Genomic DNA, 18,329 nt, shown 5'->3' with positions numbered 1-18,329 from the left:
GAGGTCTCGGAAAGTACATTACGCCGAATGGAGCGAGGCGATCCGGCTGTGACGATGGGGAGCTATTTGACTGCTCTGGCAGCACTCGGTCTGCTCGAATCCATCGTGCCAATGCCCGATGCTCATTGGAGTAGCGGCGATACGAAGGGGCGTGCAAGACTGGGCAGAGATGACGATGAGTATTTCTAAGCCCTTATACGTTTATTTGCAGCGGCCTGACACGGGTCAATGGGTGACCGTTGGCCGGTATATCCACGACTCGTCAGCCAAGCTTGGTCAGTTTATGTATGCGCCTAGCTATCAGGATGCAGGTCTACCATGGTCAATTGATCCGGTTAACTTACCGCTGAGTGGCTCTGTTCCAATTCAGGCGAGTCGCTATGGTGGCCTGCATGATGCGCTACGTGATGCTTGTCCCGACGCATGGGGCCGCTTACTCATTCAACGGCAACACGGATTAAGTGATAGCTCTCCAAACCATGCTTATCTTCTGAAGGCTGGTAATGCCGAGCGTTGGGGAGCACTGGCGGTCGGCTCTTCGCCTAAGCCCTCGATCGCAGAATTGTCCGCCCCGCCCATCGCAGAAATTGAAAAGCTCAGCGCAGAGCTGCAAGCAATGCAACTGCGCCGCCCTCCGGTCGATCCGCATTTGCGTCGCCGGCTGATGGCCACACCCAATATGGGTGGAGCAAGACCGAAAGCAACTGTTCGTGATGGTGATCAGTTCTGGCTTGTGAAACCGATCCTGCCATCTGATACCGAGGATATTCCGCGTCTTGAACATGCAACTCAAGAGTGGGGCCGGGCAGTGGGTTTGAACTTTGCACAAACCGCGTACACGGGTTTTGGTGAGGACTCCGCACTGAGTGTGATGCGCTCATTGAGGTTTGATCGCCAACATGGCCTTAGGGTCATGACATTGAGTGCGGCATCCTTGCTGCAGACGGAGTGTCCCGGTCATTCAGGCTCATCGGCCTGGAGTTATCCGAACTTGGCCAGAACGTTGACGATGATAGGCGCTCCTCAGGAGGACGCCATTGAGTTGTTCTGTCGCATGATTTTCAATGCGGTTATTGGCAATGACGATGATCATCCCCGCAACCATGCAATCCATTATCTTCATGATCAGGGCCGATGGCGTTTGACGCCCGCTTTTGATGTCGTTCCTAATCCAGATTTCATCCCTCAGTATCTAGCGATGGAGTTGAGTCATGGAAGCCGCCAGATCAGCCGAGCCAATGCGTTACACGATGCCAAAGCCTTTGGTTTGTCAGGCGATGAAGAGGCGGTGGAGCTGCTTGACCGGCTGCTGGACAGGATAGAAGGGCAGTTTGATCAGGTGCGCCTCCTGCTTGGATCTCGTCTGGAATCGCTCATGCAGGAGCGGTTGTCTGAAGGACTGCGGCGCATGCGTAGTTATCGTATTCCGACCTGATCAGATAGTCCCGGTGCTTGATGCTGCACCGCATCTCAAGGAAAACCTCCATGTACGGTAGCTAAGCATGGCGGCACACTGGAAGATAGGCCGCGCCCGTCCGGGGGTGGCCTGTTTTCGGGATGAGCGCAGATATGCAGTCTTCACATGTGGCACATGTTCAGGAGATTACGGCTGTTTGGCAGGGAAGCCTGTCCCGGCGCGATCAGGCTGTGGTCCATAGCTGGCGGCGATGCATCGAGCATCACAGGCTGGACCCGGCCCAGGCCTGCGAGGCCTATATCGTGCCCGATTCCCAGTTGCGCGAGCACCGTCAGCAGTCCGAAGCCCTGATCAATATTGCGCGCTCCGGGCTGGAGCGTCTTTATCAGCAGGTTTCCGGGCTGAATTACGTGTTGCTGCTGTCCGATAACAAGGGCGTCACGGTTGATTTTCTGGGGTCGGAAGGCCAGCGCGATGCCTTGCGGCAGGCTGGTCTGTATATGGGCTCGGAATGGTCCGAAGAGCGCGCAGGGACGTGTGCGGTGGGCACTTGCCTACATACGGGCGAGGCGCTGACCATTCATCAAAACGATCATTTCGATCATATGCATGCGCCCCTGTCCTGCACGGCGGCGCCTATCTATCATGACGACGGCAAACTGGCGGCGGTGCTGGATTTGTCCTTGTTGCAGTCTCCACAGGCCAAGGCCAGCCAGGGTTTGGCGCTACACCTTGCCAACGCGGCGACCCGCCGTATTGAACTGGCCAATTTGATGGCCTGCCATCGGCAGGAATGGATTTTATGTTTGTCGCAGTCGCCAGAGTTTTTGGACATTGATCCGGAAGCGGCGATTGCGATTGATGGCTCTGGCCGTATCAAGGGCATGACCCATACGGGTGCCCGGATTCTGGCGCGGGCGGCGGGGGTGGACTGGCGCAATCCTGCAGGCTTGCTGGGGCAGAGCTTGGTGCGCTTTGTGCATCTGGAAGTGGATCAGTTACCGACCTTGATGCGCTATCGCCCTACGCAGGAACGGGTCATCATGGCGCGGGATGGCAGCGTGTTGTTTGCCCATGCCATTGAGCCTCGGCGTGTATTGAGCAATCGGTCTGTGGGGATGGATGGGGCGGCCGTGGATGCCGCTTTGCCAGAGGCTCTGCGCGGCTTGGCGGGCACGGATGCGGCCATGCAATCCATGCTGTTGAAAGCCGCGCGTTTGGCAACGCGGGAGATGCCGGTGCTGTTGCAGGGCGAGACGGGTTCGGGCAAAGAATATCTGGCGCGTGCGATTCACACGGCTAGCGGCCGTCGCGGGAATTTTGTGGCCGTCAATTGTGCGGCTTTGCCCGAGAGCCTGATTGAAAGCGAATTGTTTGGCTATCTGGCCGGCACGTATACCGGCGGCGCTGCACGAGGTCGCACGGGTTTGATTGAGGCGGCTGATGGCGGCACTCTCTTCCTGGACGAGATTGGCGATATGCCGCTGGCCCTGCAAAGTCGTTTGCTGCGCGTACTGGCCGAGTCCGAGGTAATGCCCTTGGGCGCGCGCACAAGCAAGCGCGTGGACCTGCGCGTGATTTCAGCCAGCCACCATGATTTAAGTGCCCTGGTAGAGCAAGGCCGCTTCCGTGCGGATTTGCTGTATCGCCTGAATGCGGCCGTGCTGACCTTGCCTGCCTTGCGTCAGCGCAGTGATCTGGAATGGTTGGTGCAGCAGATATTGCATCGGCGTAATAAGGGTGATGTGCCCGGTTTGTCCCCCGAGGCCTGGCAAGCGTTGCAAGCTTACGAGTGGCCGGGTAATTTGCGCGAACTGGACAATGCCTTGGTGCTGGCACTGGCCTTGGCAGAAGGCTCCTGCATTGAGGTGCAGGATTTGCCAGAGGCTTTGCGAGAGCGGCGCCTTGCCACCTCTACAGGCAGCCCGATAACGGTGCATTCGGCCGGGGAATCGTCCTGGCAGCAGGTCTTACAGGCCTGTAGTGGCAACGTCAGCGCAGCGGCTCGGCAGCTTGGAATCAGCCGGTCCACCTTGCATCGTTATATCAAACGGGCAGGTCTGACTCACTAAGACTCGACCTGAGACACAGGCTGCGACACCTGATGCACCACCTGTGCCACAACTGGCACAGTTTCATCGCCTTAAAACAAGCGACACTCCTTTAAAACAAGCCGTTTCCGGTTTGGCACGGTGTTTGCTATGTACTCCATAGCTGGGCAGCAAAAGCCCGGCGCAACATTAAAACGATATGGAGACAAATCATGCAAACACAGCAGCAACTGCAGCCGTCTGCGCGACAGTTGGACACGGTTCTTGAACAGTTGACCCATGCGCTTGCCAGCAATGCACCAGACGATGCGGCAGCCCTGTTTGCCCAAGACTGCTTTTGGCGTGATCTGGTCATGTTCACCTGGAATATCCGAACCATGGAAGGGCGCGAGCAGATCCGCGACATGCTGACGCAGCAGCAACAAGGCGCCATGTCAGCCCGGTTTGAGCGCGACAGTGCCGAGCCGGTCAGTGACGACGGCCAGGGTCTGGTGGAAGGCTGGTTCCGTGTGGAAACCGATGTGGCGCGTGGCTACGGCCATATCCGCGTCAAGCATGGCAAGATCTGGACCTTGCTGACCACCATGTCTGAACTGAAAGGTCACGAGGAGCCGCTGGGTGTGCGCCGTCCCATGGGGGCCGAGCATGGCATCCGGCGGGGTCGCCAGACCTGGCAGGAGCGCCGTCAGCAAGAGCAGGCGGAGCTGGGCACCACGGAGCAGCCCTATGTGTTGGTGATCGGCGGCGGGCAGGGTGGTATTGCGCTGGGTGCGCGTCTGCGGCAATTGAATGTGCCTGCGCTCATCATTGATCAGCATGCCCGGCCTGGTGATAGCTGGCGCAAACGCTATAAGTCTTTGTGCCTGCACGACCCCGTCTGGTACGACCACCTGCCTTACATGCCTTTCCCTGACAACTGGCCTGTCTTTGCGCCCAAGGACAAGATTGGCGATTGGCTGGAAATGTACGTCAAGGTGATGGAGCTGAATTACTGGAGCAGCACCGTGTGCAAGAAGGTGCGCTATGACGAAGTCAACCAGACCTGGGAAGTGGAGATCGAACGTGACGGCAAACCCATGACCCTGCGGCCCCAGCAGTTGGTCTTTGCCACGGGTATGTCCGGCAAGGCGAATGTGCCCAACATACAGGGGCAGGATGTGTTCAAGGGTGAGCAGCAACATTCCTCGCAGCACCCCGGGCCGGAAGCGTATGCGGGCAAGAAAGTAGTGGTGATCGGGGCCAATAACTCGGCGCACGATATTTGCGCGGCATTGTGGGAGGCGGGGGCGGACGTCACCATGGTGCAGCGTTCGTCCACCCACATTGTGCGATCCGACTCCCTGATGGAGATCGGTTTGGGCGATCTGTATTCCGAACGGGCACTGGCATCGGGAGTCACCACGCGCAAGGCAGACTTGCTCTTTGCCTCCCTGCCGTACCGCATCATGGCGGACTTCCAGATTCCTGTGTACGACAAGATCCGCGAGCGTGATGCACAGTTCTACCAGAAGCTGGAGGCGGCAGGCTTCATGCTGGATTGGGGCGACGATGGTTCCGGCTTATTCATGAAATATCTGCGTCGTGCTTCCGGCTATTACATCGACGTGGGTGCTTGCGAGCTGATTATCGATGGCAGTATCAAGCTGAAGTCGCGGACTGACATCAGTCATTTGACCGAGAACGCCGTGGTGTTGAGCGACGGTACGGAATTACCAGCGGACCTGGTGGTGTATGCCACGGGCTACGGTTCCATGAATGGCTGGGTGGCTGATTTGGCAGGCCAGGAAATGGCGGACCGGGTGGGCAAGTGCTGGGGTCTGGGTTCGGAAACCACCAAAGACCCCGGGCCGTGGGAAGGCGAGCAGCGCAATATGTGGAAACCGACGCAGCAGCCAAATCTGTGGTTCCACGGCGGCAACTTGCACCAGTCGCGTCATTACTCCCAGTACCTGGCCTTGCAGCTTAAAGCGCGTCAGGCGGGCCTGCCGGTGCAGGTGTATGGAATGCAGGAGGTGCATCATTTGCGTTGATTGATATTTGCCCTGTTGTTCGAGGCGGGGCGTGTAGGTCTGCACCCTGTTCTGATTTCGGCCAGATTATCGACATGATGATCTGGCTCTTTTCTTTTGTGTGTCTTAGGCGGGGTAGCCGTGTTTGCATCGCAAGCACGGTCGCCAAGGCGGTGGTTTTGTTAGCCGCTCTGCTAAATCTTTTACCTTATGTATCTGGTCTGAGTGCCTCCTTCAGACAACAAAGCCTGGCTTAAGGGCTCTGTTCTTGCCCCGGCTCCTCCCTGCTTCAAGGGTGCATAGTGGTTTGGTTGAAAACGTGTGAACAGCAGTCGTGGAGCGTGTTAGGGCAGATTGAGTCGAGTCAGCATGATGATCTGAATCTGATGGCTAAAAACTGGCTGCTATAGCTTGGATGAATAGGGTTGAATTAAAAATAGATTAAATTTTTATAAGGAAAATGCTTGTAGCATTTCGTAGTTTACGGGTGGGTTGGAAATGTTACGGTAGAACCATCCATTGCAAACAAGGAAATTTTTTTGATTGCATTGGACTCCTTTTAATAGCAGGGTTAAGGGAATTTTTAATTCTAAAAATACTCTTTCTGATATTGGAGAAAATCTATGAAAAAATCCGCCATCCTATCCAGTTTTTTAATGGCCTCGGCCCTGAGTCTTGGCCTGCAAGGCGGCGCAATGGCTAATGAGCCTGCCGTTAATCAGGACCATTCCGCAACTGCGGGCGAAGCCGTCAGCGATACCTGGATCACCACCAAAATCAAGGCTGACCTGGCCAGCACCAAGGATTTGAAAAGCACGGATATCTCTGTTGAGACCAATAATGGTGTTGCAACATTGACCGGTACCGTGCCCAGCGAAATTGAGCACAAAAAAGCCGTTGCTGCAACGGAGAGTGTAAAAGGTGTTGTGAAAGTCGATTCGTCGGGATTGAAAGTCAAGCCGGAATAATTATTTCGCCATCAATCCTTATTGTGAATTCCTTTTGAAATAGGAGAGCGACTATGAATGAAGATACGATTAAAGGTAAATGGAAACAGTTGTCCGGTAAGATTCAGGCAAAATGGGGCAAGTTGACCAATGACGATATTGATGTTGCTGAAGGCAATACCGAATATCTGGTTGGGAAAATTCAGGAACGCTATGGCATTGCACGTGAAGAAGCTGAAAAGCAAGTCCGCGACTTCAATGGCGGCGTCTGATCCTCAGGCTTGATTGCCAGGCATACAAAACGCCCTGCATAAGCAGGGCGTTTTTGTGTGTGCGGCAGGACTGGGCGGTGTCATGGTGGGGGCATTCAGGAATGCTTACCCCTCTTGTTTCCAACTGGTTCGTGCAGTCCAGTCAGTCCTCATCCATCTGCTGATAGCGCTCGACCAGGTAATCCAGCAGCGCCCGCACGGCAGGCATTTGCCCGCGACGGGATGAGAACACCGCATGAATGATCTCGCGTCGGGGAGCCCATTCCGAAATCAGTTTCACCAAAGAGCCGTCGGCCAATTGATCACAAACTACCAGGGTTGGCAGTTGAACTACACCGACGCCTTTCAAGGCGGCACAGCGCAGGGCTGTCATGTCGGTGGTGATCAGGCGAGGGCTGTGATGCAGCACAGCCTGTGCCCCGTCGGGGCCGAACAAGGTCCAGGTATGGTTTTGCTGCGGCAGACCCAAGGCCAGGCTGGGATAGTCCGCTAGATCGGCCGGCGAACCGGGCAAGCCGTGTCGGGCGATCAGCTCCGGACTGGCGACCAAACATTGGCTACGGTCGGACAGCGCACGCATTACCAGATCGCTGTCTTGCAATGGAGGGGGGCGGACGCGAATGGCAATATCCAGCGCTTCCCCGATCAGGTCGACACGCCGGTTGGTCGCATCTAATTGGACGGTGACATGCGGGTAGCTGACCATGAAGTCGGCCAACATATTACTGACATGAGCGTTCAGCAAGGTGATCGGGCAACTGATGCGCACCACACCACGTGGTTCGGCACGTGTCAGTTCGATGGCTGCCTGTGCCGCCTCAGCCTCCACCAGCATGGCCTTGCAGTGTTCGTAGTAGGTCTGGCCGATCTCGGTCACGGTAAAGCGGCGGGTGGAGCGCTGAATCAGCCGTACCCCCAAGCGCTCTTCCAAAGCCGCCAACCTGCGGCTAAGGGTGGATTTGGGCAAACCTAGTGCGCGACCGGCCGGGGCAAAGCCCCCGTGATCCACAATCTGAACGTAGAAGTACAAGTCGTTTAAATCTTGCATGGCAGTTTTATCGTTCCATAAATGGAACATAGATGGCCGATTTAGGGGGCTACTGGCTTCGTTGTCCCGAGTTTATGCTGTCTCTTATGTTGAAACAAGGAGATGGACATGAAGAAAATTCTTGGTATCTATAGCGCTCCCCGTCCTCACTGGGTGGGCGACGGCTTCCCCGTTCGCTCCCTGTTTTCGTACCACACACACGCAAAACAGTTGAGCCCTTTCCTGCTGCTGGACTATGCCGGCCCTGCCGAGTTTGCCCCTAGCAATCACAAACGCGGCGTTGGTCAGCATCCGCACCGGGGTTTTGAAACCGTCACCATCGTCTACAAGGGCGAGGTGTCGCACCACGACTCCACGGGCCAGGGCGGCACGATCGGCCCCGGTGATGTGCAGTGGATGACGGCTGGCTCGGGCATTTTGCACGAGGAGTATCACTCCGACGCTTTTGCTCGTTCGGGTGGCACTTTGGAAATGGTGCAGCTGTGGGTCAACCTGCCTGCCAAAGACAAGAGTGCTCCTGCTGGCTATCAGGCCATTACCGACCAGCAAATTCCTGTGGTCGCACTGCCTGATGCCGCTGGCATGGTGCGCGTGATTGCCGGAGAAAAGGACGGTGCCACAGGCCCTGCCAAGACCTTCACTCCCATGAATGTATGGGATATGCGTCTGAATCAGGGTGACATTGCCGAGCTGGAAAGCCCAGAGGGCTGGACGGCTGCGCTGGTGGTTCTGCATGGAACGGTGCTGGTCAATGGCCAAAGCGTGGCACGTGAAGGGCAACTGGTGGTGCTGGATCGGGCAGGTAGCCAGTTCAGCATCGAAGCCAACAACGACGCCGTCGTCTTGATGATCAGTGGTCAGCCCATTGATGAGCCCATTGTGGGGCATGGCCCTTTTGTCATGAATAGCAAGCAGGAAATCTTGCAGGCGATGGATGACTTCAATAGCGGTCGCTTCGGTGCGATGGCACCCACTACGGCGGCCTCGTAAGGCAAGTGGGTGAGGGCGGCCTGGTCCGCCTTCACCGCCCATGCTGGCCGGTTTCACCGATTTGATTTGCAGCGCGATTACCTCAAGCGCTGTGGCAGTACCGGGTGCAGTTTTTGCATCCATCCCTTTCAATCATCGTTAAGGAAAACTGAGATGACGACGCCTTACAAACGACTGGATAAAGATCAAGCCGCTGTCCTACTGGTAGACCACCAAACCGGGCTGCTGTCTCTGGTGCGTGATATTGATCCCGACAAGTTCAAGAACAATGTGCTGGCGCTGGCTGATCTGGCCAAGTACTTCAACTTGCCCACCATCTTGACCACCAGCTTTGAAGAAGGCCCGAACGGTCCGTTGGTCCCCGAGCTGAAAGAAGCCTTTCCTGATGCGCCGTATATTGCCCGGCCTGGGCAGATCAATGCTTGGGATAACGCAGATTTCGTGAAAGCGATCAAGGCTACTGGCAAGAAGCAACTGATTATTGCCGGTGTGGTCACCGAGGTGTGCGTGGCGTTCCCGGCCTTATCGGCTCTGGAGGAAGGCTTTGATGTGTTTGTGGTCACCGATGCGTCGGGCACCTTTAACGAGCTGACGCGCCATTCCGCCTGGGATCGCATGTCTGCCGCCGGTGCTCAGTTGATGACCTGGTTCGGCGTGGCGTGCGAACTGCACCGCGACTGGCGTAACGACGTGGAAGGTCTGGGCGCCTTGTTCTCCAACCATATCCCCGACTACCGCAACCTGATCAACAGCCACACCAAGTTTACGTCCGGCCAGTAAGCGTCGGCGTGCAGTGTGGTTCATTTTGGGGCCATTGCCTTTGGGACAAAATTTGCTCACTTTGACTGGCGATCTGGAAGTGATCGGAGTACAAAACAGTGTGCTGGTGTGAACGAGTTTGCAGGCAATGGTCTGTTTGGGTGCTGTAAAAACCTGTGTTTGCATGACAGCGTGGAGCGATTTTTAAAAGGTAGCTGGAATGCGATTGAAAGATAAAGTGGCGGTTGTTACCGGATCGGCAGCAGGTATTGGTTTGGCAACAGCCAGGAAGTTTGCCCAGGAAGGAGCGGTTGTGGTGTTATGCGATCGTAATGCGGATGCCGTCAGTCAAGCAGCGCAGTCTTTAAGTGGCAATGGCGTTACTGCTGTGGGCTATACCGTGGACGTGACAGACCGTGCGCAGATTGATGCCATGGTGGCGGATGTGAAGCAAAAGTTTGGCCGCATTGATGTGTTGGTGAACAATGCCGGGATCACCAAAGATGCCAAGTTGGTACGCATGACCGAGCAGCAGTTTGACGATGTCATTGATGTCAACCTGAAAGCAGTTTTTAACTTCACCCAGGCGGTGGCGGCAGTGATGCTGGAGCAGGAAAGCGGTTGCATTCTGAACGCTTCCAGCGTGGTGGGTTTGTACGGCAATTATGGCCAAACCAATTACGCAGCCAGCAAGTTCGGGGTGATTGGCTTTACCAAAACCTGGGCCAGGGAATTGGGCCCCAAAGGGATACGCGTCAATGCCGTCTGTCCCGGTTTTATCGAGACAGACATTCTGAAAACCATCCCGGAAAAAGTGCTGCAAGGCTTTCGTGACCATTGTTGGCTGCGTCGCATGGGCAAACCCGAGGAAATCGCCAATGTGTATGCATTTTTGGCCTCGGATGAAGCCAGTTTCATCAATGGCACCACGCTGGAAGTATCGGGTGGTTTGACGGTTTAATGCCGTGTAGATAAAGACTGAATCGCTGGTGGTTTCTATTTAGTAGTGATGGATACTGGCAGCAAGAAAAAACGGGTCTGAGCGTTTTGCTCAGGCCCGTTTTTAATGTGCTGGTATATAGGTGGAGAGTTAAAGGAGAGGAGGCGGGCAGGGGAGAGGCCATGATTTCAGAGGTCGACGGCCAGATAGGACGAAAAGAGCACGCCGCGCCGACAGGCCTTACCAAAAAGGGCACCGAACGGAGTCCTCGTATGACGGCATTCTGATCAGGCCAGGCGTGGGGCGATTCTATGTCCGGCTTCGCGGTGCGTCTCTCACAGAGCACGGCACCCAGGCGGTAAAGGAGCTTTTTTCACGTAGGCTCGAACTTCCTCTACCAGGGCAGCAGCAGCGGGGGTTAGATCATGTTCCAGATGGAACATCAAACAGAGAGTACGGACCAGTGTAGGTGCCTGCAGCAAGGAAAAGCTCAGGCCGGGCATCAAGACTCGTTGTGCGGCCAAGGCTGGCAGCAGGGCAATGGCCAGACCACTTTGCACCAGTGCCGCTTGAGAGGTGGTACTGGAGGCCTCATAAAACGGGGCTGACGCTTCTATAGGCAGATCGGGCCGTGATTGCAGCACTGCCATGATGCCTGTCTCGTCTACGACGCCCACCAGCTTGCGCTCATTCAGGGCAGACCAACTGACCGTGTTATTGGCCTCTGGTTTGATTAGCTTGTCGTCGCTGCGATAGAGCACACCAAACTGGTCTTCCAGCAAGGGCTGACTGTCCAGTCCTTGGACATCTGCCCAGGGGCTGGTCAGACCAAAGTCGATTTCCCCGGCCACGATCTGACGCTGAATGCGGCCTGAGTTGTCATCCCGTAAGTACAGCCGCACGGCGGGGTGCTGTTGCGAGAAATTCGCGGCAGCCGGTGCTATCAAATCCGTAATGGCCGATGGGGCGGCAGCCACGCTGACCCGCCCACTTTTCAATTCCCCATACCGCATGACATCGCTGATGGCGCCATCAAAATCCGCCAGCAGGCGGGTGATGCGCGGCAGGAACTCCAGACCAATAGGCGTCAGGGATACGCGGCGGCTGGTGCGGTTGAACAAGGTGGTATTCAGGGCAACTTCCAGTTGCTGAATCAGGCCCGTGACCGAGGATTGTGTTTGAAAAAGACGACGCGCGGCATGGGTGAAACTGGCCTCCTGAGCGACGGCAACAAAGGCATTCAGGTGCTTGAGCGTGATGTGCTTGGGAAGTCTGTCCATTTCATTTTCTGATTAATCAATTAACTTAAACAATTTTTCATATTAATAATACCTTTGGATAATGCGGTCAACTCCCCTTTTTGTGGGAGGGTAAGTGGAGACGTAAATGCAGACAGACGACCGCAGCTTGGACGTCAAGATCAGCAATGGCTGGATTATTGATGGCTTGGCCACCCCGCGTTGGCGTGGTGATGTGGGTATTCGAGAGGGGCGTATTGTCGCGGTTGGCGACTTGAGTGCCTGGCACGCCGAGCAATCGGTGGACGCCAGCGGCCATGTGGTGGCTCCTGGTTTTATCGATACTCACGGCCATGATGATTTGATGTTCATCGAACGGCCCGTTCTGGACTGGAAAACCAGCCAGGGCATTACGACGGTTGTGGTCGGCAATTGTGGTGTCAGCGCCTTCCCCGCTCCTTTGCCGGGCAACTCGGCAGCGGCTTTGGCCTTGCTGGGCGATTCGCCCTTGTTTGACGACATGGCGCAGTACGTGCAAGCGGTGCGCCATCTCAAGCCCATGATCAACGTGGCAGCGTTGGTCGGGCACGCGAATTTGCGCATGGCCGTGATGCAGGACCCCTTGTCCCAGCCTGACGCCGACGAGCAAAAGGCTATGGAGGCCTTGCTGGCCAAGGCCTTGGAAGAAGGCGCCGTGGGCTTTAGTACCGGCCTGGCTTACGAGCCCGGCTGCATGGCCGAACCGGCCGAACTGGAAGGTCTGGCCCGTGTTGCCGCTTCCAAAGGTTCCCTGCACACCAGCCATATTCGCAATGAGGGCGACACGGTGCAGGAGTCCGTCGAAGAAGTGCTGGCGGTAGGCCGTCAGACGCAGTGTGCCACCTTGGTGTCGCACCACAAGTGCATGATGCCGGCCAATTGGGGCCGCAGCAGCCATACCTTGGCCAATATTGATCGGGCCCGCGCCGATGGCGTGCAGGCCACCCTGGATATTTATCCCTATTCGGGCAGTTCCACGATCCTGATCCCTGAGCGTGCCCACACCATAGACCAGATTCGTATTACCTGGTCCGAGCCTCATCCCGAGTGCAATGGCCTGTATCTGGCCGAGATTGCCGAGCAGTGGGGCTGTGACCGGGAAACGGCCGCACGGCGTTTACTGCCTGCTGGCGCGATTTACTTTGCGATGGACGACAAAGAAGTCCAGCGCATTTTCAGCCACCCATGTTGCATGGTGGGCTCGGACGGATTGCCTGCGGATGCGCATCCCCACCCTCGTTTGTGGGGCAGTTTCACGCGCATTTTAGGGCGGTACGTACGCGAAGATGGCCTGATGTCCCTGGAGCAGGCGGTCGCCAAAATGACGGCCATGCCTGCCTCGGTTTTCGGGCTGGAAAACCGCGGCGTGTTGCAAGTCGGCGCCTGGGCGGATCTGGTGGTGTTTAATCCCGAAACGGTGCAAGATTGCGCCACCTGGGAGCAGCCCACCTTACCGTCTCAAGGTGTGCAGACCGTGTTTGTGAATGGCGTGCAGGTTCATCCTGCCGCCCCGGAGCAGCGGCCCGGACAGGTGCTTAACCGCGCCTTTGCCGCTCAGGCGCAAAGCCTGGATGCGCCGATTATCCCGCTATAAGCGGCGCATTGGACAAGAAAGCAGTCGCCAGGATCTGGGGTAGTCAACCAGAGCGGTGCGATTGCATCACATGCAGGCCGGTTATTGAACACTGGTCAGGAAGGATCGTTAAGGAGACGACATGAGTGTCATTCAGCAACAAATGCCAACGGGCAAGCGCAATGCAGCCATGGTGGTGTTTTTAATTGGCATGGCGATTGCCTTGTACACCCACTTTTACATGCCGGGTGAAAGCTCCCTGTGGGGCTTGACGCCGGTGGTGGTGTTTGCGCTTATCGCCCTGTTGGGTGTGGATATTGTTCTGGCCACGATTGGTGCGATTGTATTGGGCGCCATCATGACCAGTACTACGCCGATTGCTATGGGTAAACTGCTGGCCGAGTCCCTGGGCTCGTTCATTGCGGTGGTGGGTTTGATTATTGTGCTGGGCGCCGGGGTGGGTGAAGTGGCCGCCCGTACCGGTGCTGCCGAGCAATTGGTACGAGCGATTGTCAAGCGTATTGGCTTGTCCAATCCGGTGCGTGTGCGTCTGGGCATCATGGTGGCGTCCACCCTGATCTGTGGCGCTCTGGGTACCTTGGCGGGCGGTAACGCCATTATTGCGGCGGTGGTGATCCCGATTGCTGCTGCCGTGCGTCTGTCTCCCCCCGCTGTGGCGGCCCTGTTCCAAAGCGCTGGTTCAGCCGGTCTGGTGCTGGGTCCATTCACCCCTAACGTGGTGACGGTAACGGGTCTGACGGGTTTGAGCTACACCGACTACCTGCTGGTGGCCGGTCTGCCTATGGCGGCTGCAACCTTGCTGACGGGCTGGTTCATGTCCGGTCGCATTCAGAAGATCACCAAAGACCAGTTTCAGTACGAAGAGGCCGCTCAAGGTGCGGCTGCGTTTGACGTGAATGCCAAGGCTTCACCCAAGGCGGTGCGTGCTGCCTGGGCGTTTTGCATCACCATTGTGGGTCTGGCTGCTGTGGGTATCGCCTCTAAAGCTGGCTTTGCTTACGCCATTATTGTGATGGTGTCCCTGGGGGCAGCGACAGGTCTGGCCGGTGGCATGAACCCACGCGAAATCCTGCAGGCCATGTATGCCGGTGCGGGTAAGCTGATCTGGATCTTCTTCCTGTTCTGGCTGTTCAACCCGGTGCTGGTACTGGTGGACCAACTGAACGCCTATCACGCCTTGCTCGATTCGGTGCAGCCGTACCTGATCGGTATCAGTGGCGCGGTGCTGTGCATGCTGATTGTGGCCTTTAACGTGGTGGGCCATATCCCGGGTGCTGCTGTGGCGCAGATGACCTTTACCGCCAAGATTTTTGGCCCGGTTCTGGCTGCTGCTGGGGTGGGTCCTGCTGCAACCGCTGCCGTCATTTTGGGCAGTTCGCAGATTGATTGGTTTGGTCCTTTCCCTTCTTCAGATATGTTCGGCCAGATGGGCCTGGCACGCTCCACTCAACTTAAGTACATGCTGTATAACGGCTGGGCGGTCATGATCATCAATCTGTTGATGTTCGCTGGCCTGTTCATGATTCTGGTCTGAGTACTGAAGGAGAGAGTGTATGTTTACCGTGGGAAGCGAGTTGTTGGATGCGCCGCTGGTTCGTGAGCGCTTGCAAGAGCGACTGGAGCCTTTGCTGACCCAGGAGTCCGCCCGTATTTCGATGGCGGTCTACGCTACCGATGGCACTTCCCTGTTTGACTGGCATGCGCAGCGCGTCATGCCGTCGGCCAGCCTGATCAAGACGCCCATGCTCTTGTGTTTGCTGGAGCAGGTGGCCCAGGGCAAGCTGTCGCTGGAGTCGGTTTACCCTCTGCCCGAGGGCGACCGCACACCCGGCACCGGCATTTTGAGTCAGTTGCCCGGCGTACCCAGCCTGAGCCTGCGCGAGCTGGCCTTGCTGATGATTATCCTGAGCGATAACGTCGCCACCAATGCCCTGATCGATTTGCTGGGCATGGATAACATCAATGCCTGGAGCGCCCAGGCTGGTTTGCAGCATACGGACTTGCAGCGTCACATGATGGACATGAAGGCGCGCGAGGCCGGCAAGGACAACTGGACCACGGCCCAGGATGCTTGCTCGGCCTTGCTGTACCTGTTGCATTCGCCTGCTTTGCCGGAAAACCTGCGTCAGCAGGGGCTGGATATGCTGGCGGACCAGCGCGAACGCGGTCACTTTGCGGCAATGCTGCCTTCTATCGCTCAACTGGCTCACAAGACCGGCTCCTTGCCCGGTTTGCGTCACGATGCCGGTATCTTGACGATGGGCGAACGCAGTGTGGTGCTGGCCGTGATGGCCGATGGCTTTACCGATGGCCGCACCAGCACCTCTTTATACGGTGGCCAGGGGGCGGGTGTCTTGTCCCGTCTGGCCTTGGAAACGGCCCGCGCCTTGCAGTACTGAGCCGGTCCGAAAGGATAAAAGTATGTCTACGACACGTGTTGCCCTGGTGCAATTGGATAGCGGCCGCGACCGCCAAACCAATTTGGATCAGCTAGAACATTGGGTGCTGGCCGCCGCCAAAGACGGGGCACAGTTGATTGTGACTCCCGAGTACAGCGATGTGCGTGGTGATACGCAATGGTTGCAGCAAAACGCCACACCCATTCCGGGTCTGGTGACCGATCACATGGCCAGCCTGGCTCGCCGCACCGGTGCCTGGATTCATCTGGGTTCCATGCACGAGCGCCGTCCTGTTGATCATCGCCTGGGCAATACCAGCGTGACGTTTTCGCCAGACGGTGAAATCGTGGCGCAATACCGCAAGGTGCACTTGTACGACGCCGTGGTAAATGGTCTGGAATATCGTGAGTCCGACGATTTCTGCCATGGTCAGCATTTGCAAAATGTGCAGGTTGGGGAGCTGAATCTGGGCCTGAGCATTTGCTACGACATGCGCTTTGCCGAGCTGTTCCGTACCTTGCGTGCCCGTGGCGCGAATGTGCTGGTGGTGCCGGCAGCCTTTAATGTGCATACTGGCCGTGATCACTGGGAGGTCCTGTTGCGTGCCCGTGCCATTGAGAACCAGTGCTACGTACTGGCCGCCGCGCAGATCGGTGGCCCTGGCCCCGCAATGCCTTGTCTGGGCCGCAGCATGATTATTGACCCTTGGGGTACGGTATTGGCCTGCATGCCCGATCACCCTGGCTATATCTGTGCCGATCTGGATCCCGCGCGCGTGCAGCGCATGCGAGAGTCGCTCCCGGCCTGGCTGCACCGCCGGGGTGATCTGTATCCTATTTCTTCTTGATTGTGTGCTGAAACAGACTGGAGTCTGCCATGACCGTTCCTGCGGCCTTTGAGTTTTATCCGGGCACTGCCCCCTTGTTGATTTCCATGCCCCATTCGGGCACCTATGTGCCATCGGCCTTGTTGGCGCGTTTTACGGAGTCAGCGCGTCAGGTGCCGGATACGGATTGGCATATTCCCCGTCTATACGAGTGCGCTCAGCAATTGGGCGCGTCTGTGCTGGTGGCGACGTACTCGCGTTTTGTTGTCGATCAGAACCGCCCGCCGGACAATGCCAGCCTGTACCCAGGGCAAAGTGTGACCGGTCTCTGTCCTTTGGATACCTTTGACGATGAGCCTATCTACCAGCCTGGACAAGAGCCGGACGAACGTGAGATTGCCCAGCGCCGCGAGAGCATCTGGCTACCGTATCACCAGAAGCTGGAAGAAGAGCTGATGCGTCTGCTGACCTTGCATGGTCGTGTAGTTCTGTGGGATGCGCACTCGATTCGTTCGGTGGTTCCGCGCTTTTTTGAAGGCCGTCTGCCGGATCTGAATTTTGGGACGGCCAATGGTCAGAGCTGTGATCCTGCCTTGAGCGATCGTCTGATGAAAACGGCCTTGGCCAACAAAGACTACAGTAGTGTGCTGAATGGTCGTTTCAAAGGTGGCTACATTACCCGCCATTACGGACGTCCTCAGCAGAACATTCATGCTGTGCAGTTGGAGATGGCGCAGTGCTGCTATATGCAAGAGCAGTGGCCCTTTGATTACAACGAAGCGGCTGCTCACAACATTCAGCCCTTGATCGAGGCCTTGTTGCGCGACGCGCTGGCCTTTGCGTCCGAGTCGTAACTTTGTCGTGACCCCCGGTACAGGCAAGCCGGGGCGCTACACTATCGCCTTGGCCACGGTGGCCGTAGAGCGATTCATTCATGTCTGACTTTTCCCCACCCCTATTTGAGCAACTGTGCTGTCCCTTGGACGGCTTGCCGCTCTTGTTCGAGGCTCCCAGCTGGCGCTGCCCTTCGGGCCATTGTTTCGATACGGCCAGCCAGGGCTATATCAATCTGCTTCCTGTACAAAACAAGCGCTCACGTGATCCAGGAGATAGCAAGGAGATGGTGGCGGCGCGTCGCCGTTATCTGGAGTCGGGGGTATACGAACCTATTGCCGCAGGTGTGTGGCGTGCTTTGATGGATGGATTGGAAGGGGAGGCGCCCTACGCTTGTCTGGATGCAGGCTGTGGGGAAGGCTATTATCCGCGTTATTTGCGTCAGCAGGATCAACAGGGGCAACTGGCCCTGATCGGTCTGGATATTTCCAAATGGGCTGTCATGGCAGCAGCACGCAGCTCACCAGACATACGTTGGCTGGTAGGGAGCAACGCACATTTGCCCGTGCCTGACGGTGCCTTGGATGCCGTGCTGTGCCTGTTTGGTTTTGCCGTTCCCGATGAGTTTTTACGGGCGCTGAAACCCGGCGGCATTTGGGTGCAGGTGGAGACAGGTGCAGACCATTTGTTGGAGCTGCGCCGTATCATTTACAGCAGTCTGAAGGTCGACAAGAGCCAAGAGCAAACCGTGGCAGCCGGCTTTTGCTTGGAGCACAGCGAGCGTATCCGTTTTGAGGTATCGCTACATACGCAGGAACAAATTGCAGATTTGTTGTTGATGACCCCTCATATGTTTCGTGCCAGTATGCCGGGTCTGGAGCGAGTGCGTCAGTTGACGCGCCTTGACCTGCAGGTAGATGTGCAGATCAAGGTGCTGCGTCGTCTTTAAGTTGGCCCAGCCCTCCT

Annotated in this window: 16 protein-coding genes; 14 read left to right on the top strand and 2 right to left on the bottom strand. The window is 56.7% G+C overall.

The window, feature by feature from the left end:
• Positions 1-175 precede the first annotated feature (175 nt).
• The 5 genes from OKX01_RS17715 to OKX01_RS17695 all read left to right on the top strand — a co-directional run bounded on the left by OKX01_RS17715 (position 176) and on the right by OKX01_RS17695 (position 6,696).
• Positions 176-1,435 (top strand): type II toxin-antitoxin system HipA family toxin, encoded by a 1,260-nt coding sequence (locus OKX01_RS17715; protein WP_264672192.1) that lies wholly within the window; start codon positions 176-178, stop codon positions 1,433-1,435.
• 134 nt (positions 1,436-1,569) lie between these two features.
• Positions 1,570-3,489 carry a sigma-54-dependent Fis family transcriptional regulator gene (locus OKX01_RS17710; protein WP_264672191.1) on the top strand — a complete coding sequence of 640 codons (1,920 nt, stop codon included), beginning with the start codon at positions 1,570-1,572 and terminating at the stop codon, positions 3,487-3,489.
• A 191-nt stretch (positions 3,490-3,680) separates the two neighbouring features.
• A complete protein-coding gene (locus OKX01_RS17705) occupies positions 3,681-5,498 on the top strand; it encodes an NAD(P)/FAD-dependent oxidoreductase (RefSeq protein WP_264672190.1) in 1,818 nt (605 codons plus the stop codon).
• 602 nt (positions 5,499-6,100) lie between these two features.
• Positions 6,101-6,445: a BON domain-containing protein gene (locus OKX01_RS17700; RefSeq protein ID WP_094198045.1), complete on the top strand. Its 345-nt coding sequence runs from the start codon at positions 6,101-6,103 to the stop codon at positions 6,443-6,445.
• 53 nt (positions 6,446-6,498) lie between these two features.
• A complete protein-coding gene (locus tag OKX01_RS17695; protein WP_094198044.1) occupies positions 6,499-6,696 on the top strand; it encodes a CsbD family protein in 198 nt (65 codons plus the stop codon).
• A gap of 142 nt (positions 6,697-6,838) precedes the next feature.
• Here OKX01_RS17695 and OKX01_RS17690 read toward each other — a convergent pair whose 3' ends face one another.
• Positions 6,839-7,744 carry a LysR family transcriptional regulator gene (locus tag OKX01_RS17690; protein ID WP_094198043.1) on the bottom strand — a complete coding sequence of 302 codons (906 nt, stop codon included), beginning with the start codon at positions 7,742-7,744 and terminating at the stop codon, positions 6,839-6,841.
• A gap of 108 nt (positions 7,745-7,852) precedes the next feature.
• Between OKX01_RS17690 and OKX01_RS17685 the strand changes: the two genes are divergently transcribed.
• The 3 genes from OKX01_RS17685 (at position 7,853) to fabG (ending at position 10,454) form a co-directional block, all read left to right on the top strand.
• On the top strand, positions 7,853-8,734 hold the full coding sequence (locus OKX01_RS17685) for a pirin family protein (protein WP_264672189.1): 882 nt from the start codon (positions 7,853-7,855) through the stop codon (positions 8,732-8,734).
• Between the two features lie 153 nt (positions 8,735-8,887).
• Positions 8,888-9,514 (top strand): isochorismate family cysteine hydrolase YcaC, encoded by a 627-nt coding sequence (gene ycaC / locus OKX01_RS17680; RefSeq protein ID WP_121739868.1) that lies wholly within the window; start codon positions 8,888-8,890, stop codon positions 9,512-9,514.
• Between the two features lie 199 nt (positions 9,515-9,713).
• Positions 9,714-10,454, top strand: coding sequence for a 3-oxoacyl-ACP reductase FabG (fabG, locus tag OKX01_RS17675; protein ID WP_094198040.1), 741 nt, complete (start codon positions 9,714-9,716; stop codon positions 10,452-10,454).
• Between the two features lie 314 nt (positions 10,455-10,768).
• On the opposite strand, the gene OKX01_RS17670 is transcribed toward fabG, so the two are convergent.
• Positions 10,769-11,713 carry a LysR family transcriptional regulator gene (locus tag OKX01_RS17670; RefSeq protein WP_264672188.1) on the bottom strand — a complete coding sequence of 315 codons (945 nt, stop codon included), beginning with the start codon at positions 11,711-11,713 and terminating at the stop codon, positions 10,769-10,771.
• A 106-nt stretch (positions 11,714-11,819) separates the two neighbouring features.
• On the opposite strand from OKX01_RS17670, the gene OKX01_RS17665 reads away from it, so the two are divergent.
• The 6 genes from OKX01_RS17665 to OKX01_RS17640 all read left to right on the top strand — a co-directional run bounded on the left by OKX01_RS17665 (position 11,820) and on the right by OKX01_RS17640 (position 18,312).
• A complete protein-coding gene (locus tag OKX01_RS17665; protein ID WP_264672187.1) occupies positions 11,820-13,304 on the top strand; it encodes an N-acyl-D-amino-acid deacylase family protein in 1,485 nt (494 codons plus the stop codon).
• A gap of 121 nt (positions 13,305-13,425) precedes the next feature.
• Positions 13,426-14,838 carry a gluconate:proton symporter gene (locus tag OKX01_RS17660; protein ID WP_094198037.1) on the top strand — a complete coding sequence of 471 codons (1,413 nt, stop codon included), beginning with the start codon at positions 13,426-13,428 and terminating at the stop codon, positions 14,836-14,838.
• A 19-nt stretch (positions 14,839-14,857) separates the two neighbouring features.
• On the top strand, positions 14,858-15,703 hold the full coding sequence (locus tag OKX01_RS17655) for a serine hydrolase (RefSeq protein ID WP_094198036.1): 846 nt from the start codon (positions 14,858-14,860) through the stop codon (positions 15,701-15,703).
• Between the two features lie 22 nt (positions 15,704-15,725).
• A complete protein-coding gene (locus OKX01_RS17650; RefSeq protein WP_264672186.1) occupies positions 15,726-16,550 on the top strand; it encodes a carbon-nitrogen hydrolase family protein in 825 nt (274 codons plus the stop codon).
• Positions 16,551-16,579: 29 nt separating this feature from the next.
• Positions 16,580-17,383 carry an N-formylglutamate deformylase gene (hutG, locus tag OKX01_RS17645; RefSeq protein ID WP_108728380.1) on the top strand — a complete coding sequence of 268 codons (804 nt, stop codon included), beginning with the start codon at positions 16,580-16,582 and terminating at the stop codon, positions 17,381-17,383.
• An 80-nt stretch (positions 17,384-17,463) separates the two neighbouring features.
• Entirely contained in the window at positions 17,464-18,312 is an 849-nt protein-coding gene (locus OKX01_RS17640; protein ID WP_230019400.1) for a putative RNA methyltransferase, read from the top strand.
• The last annotated feature ends 17 nt before the right edge of the window (positions 18,313-18,329 follow it).

This window comes from Alcaligenes sp. SMD-FA (assembly GCF_025960365.1).
Taxonomy (GTDB): domain Bacteria; phylum Pseudomonadota; class Gammaproteobacteria; order Burkholderiales; family Burkholderiaceae_B; genus Alcaligenes; species Alcaligenes aquatilis.
The sequence above is the reverse complement of the archived record's forward strand: the minus strand, read 5'-3'. Positions and strand labels throughout refer to the sequence as shown.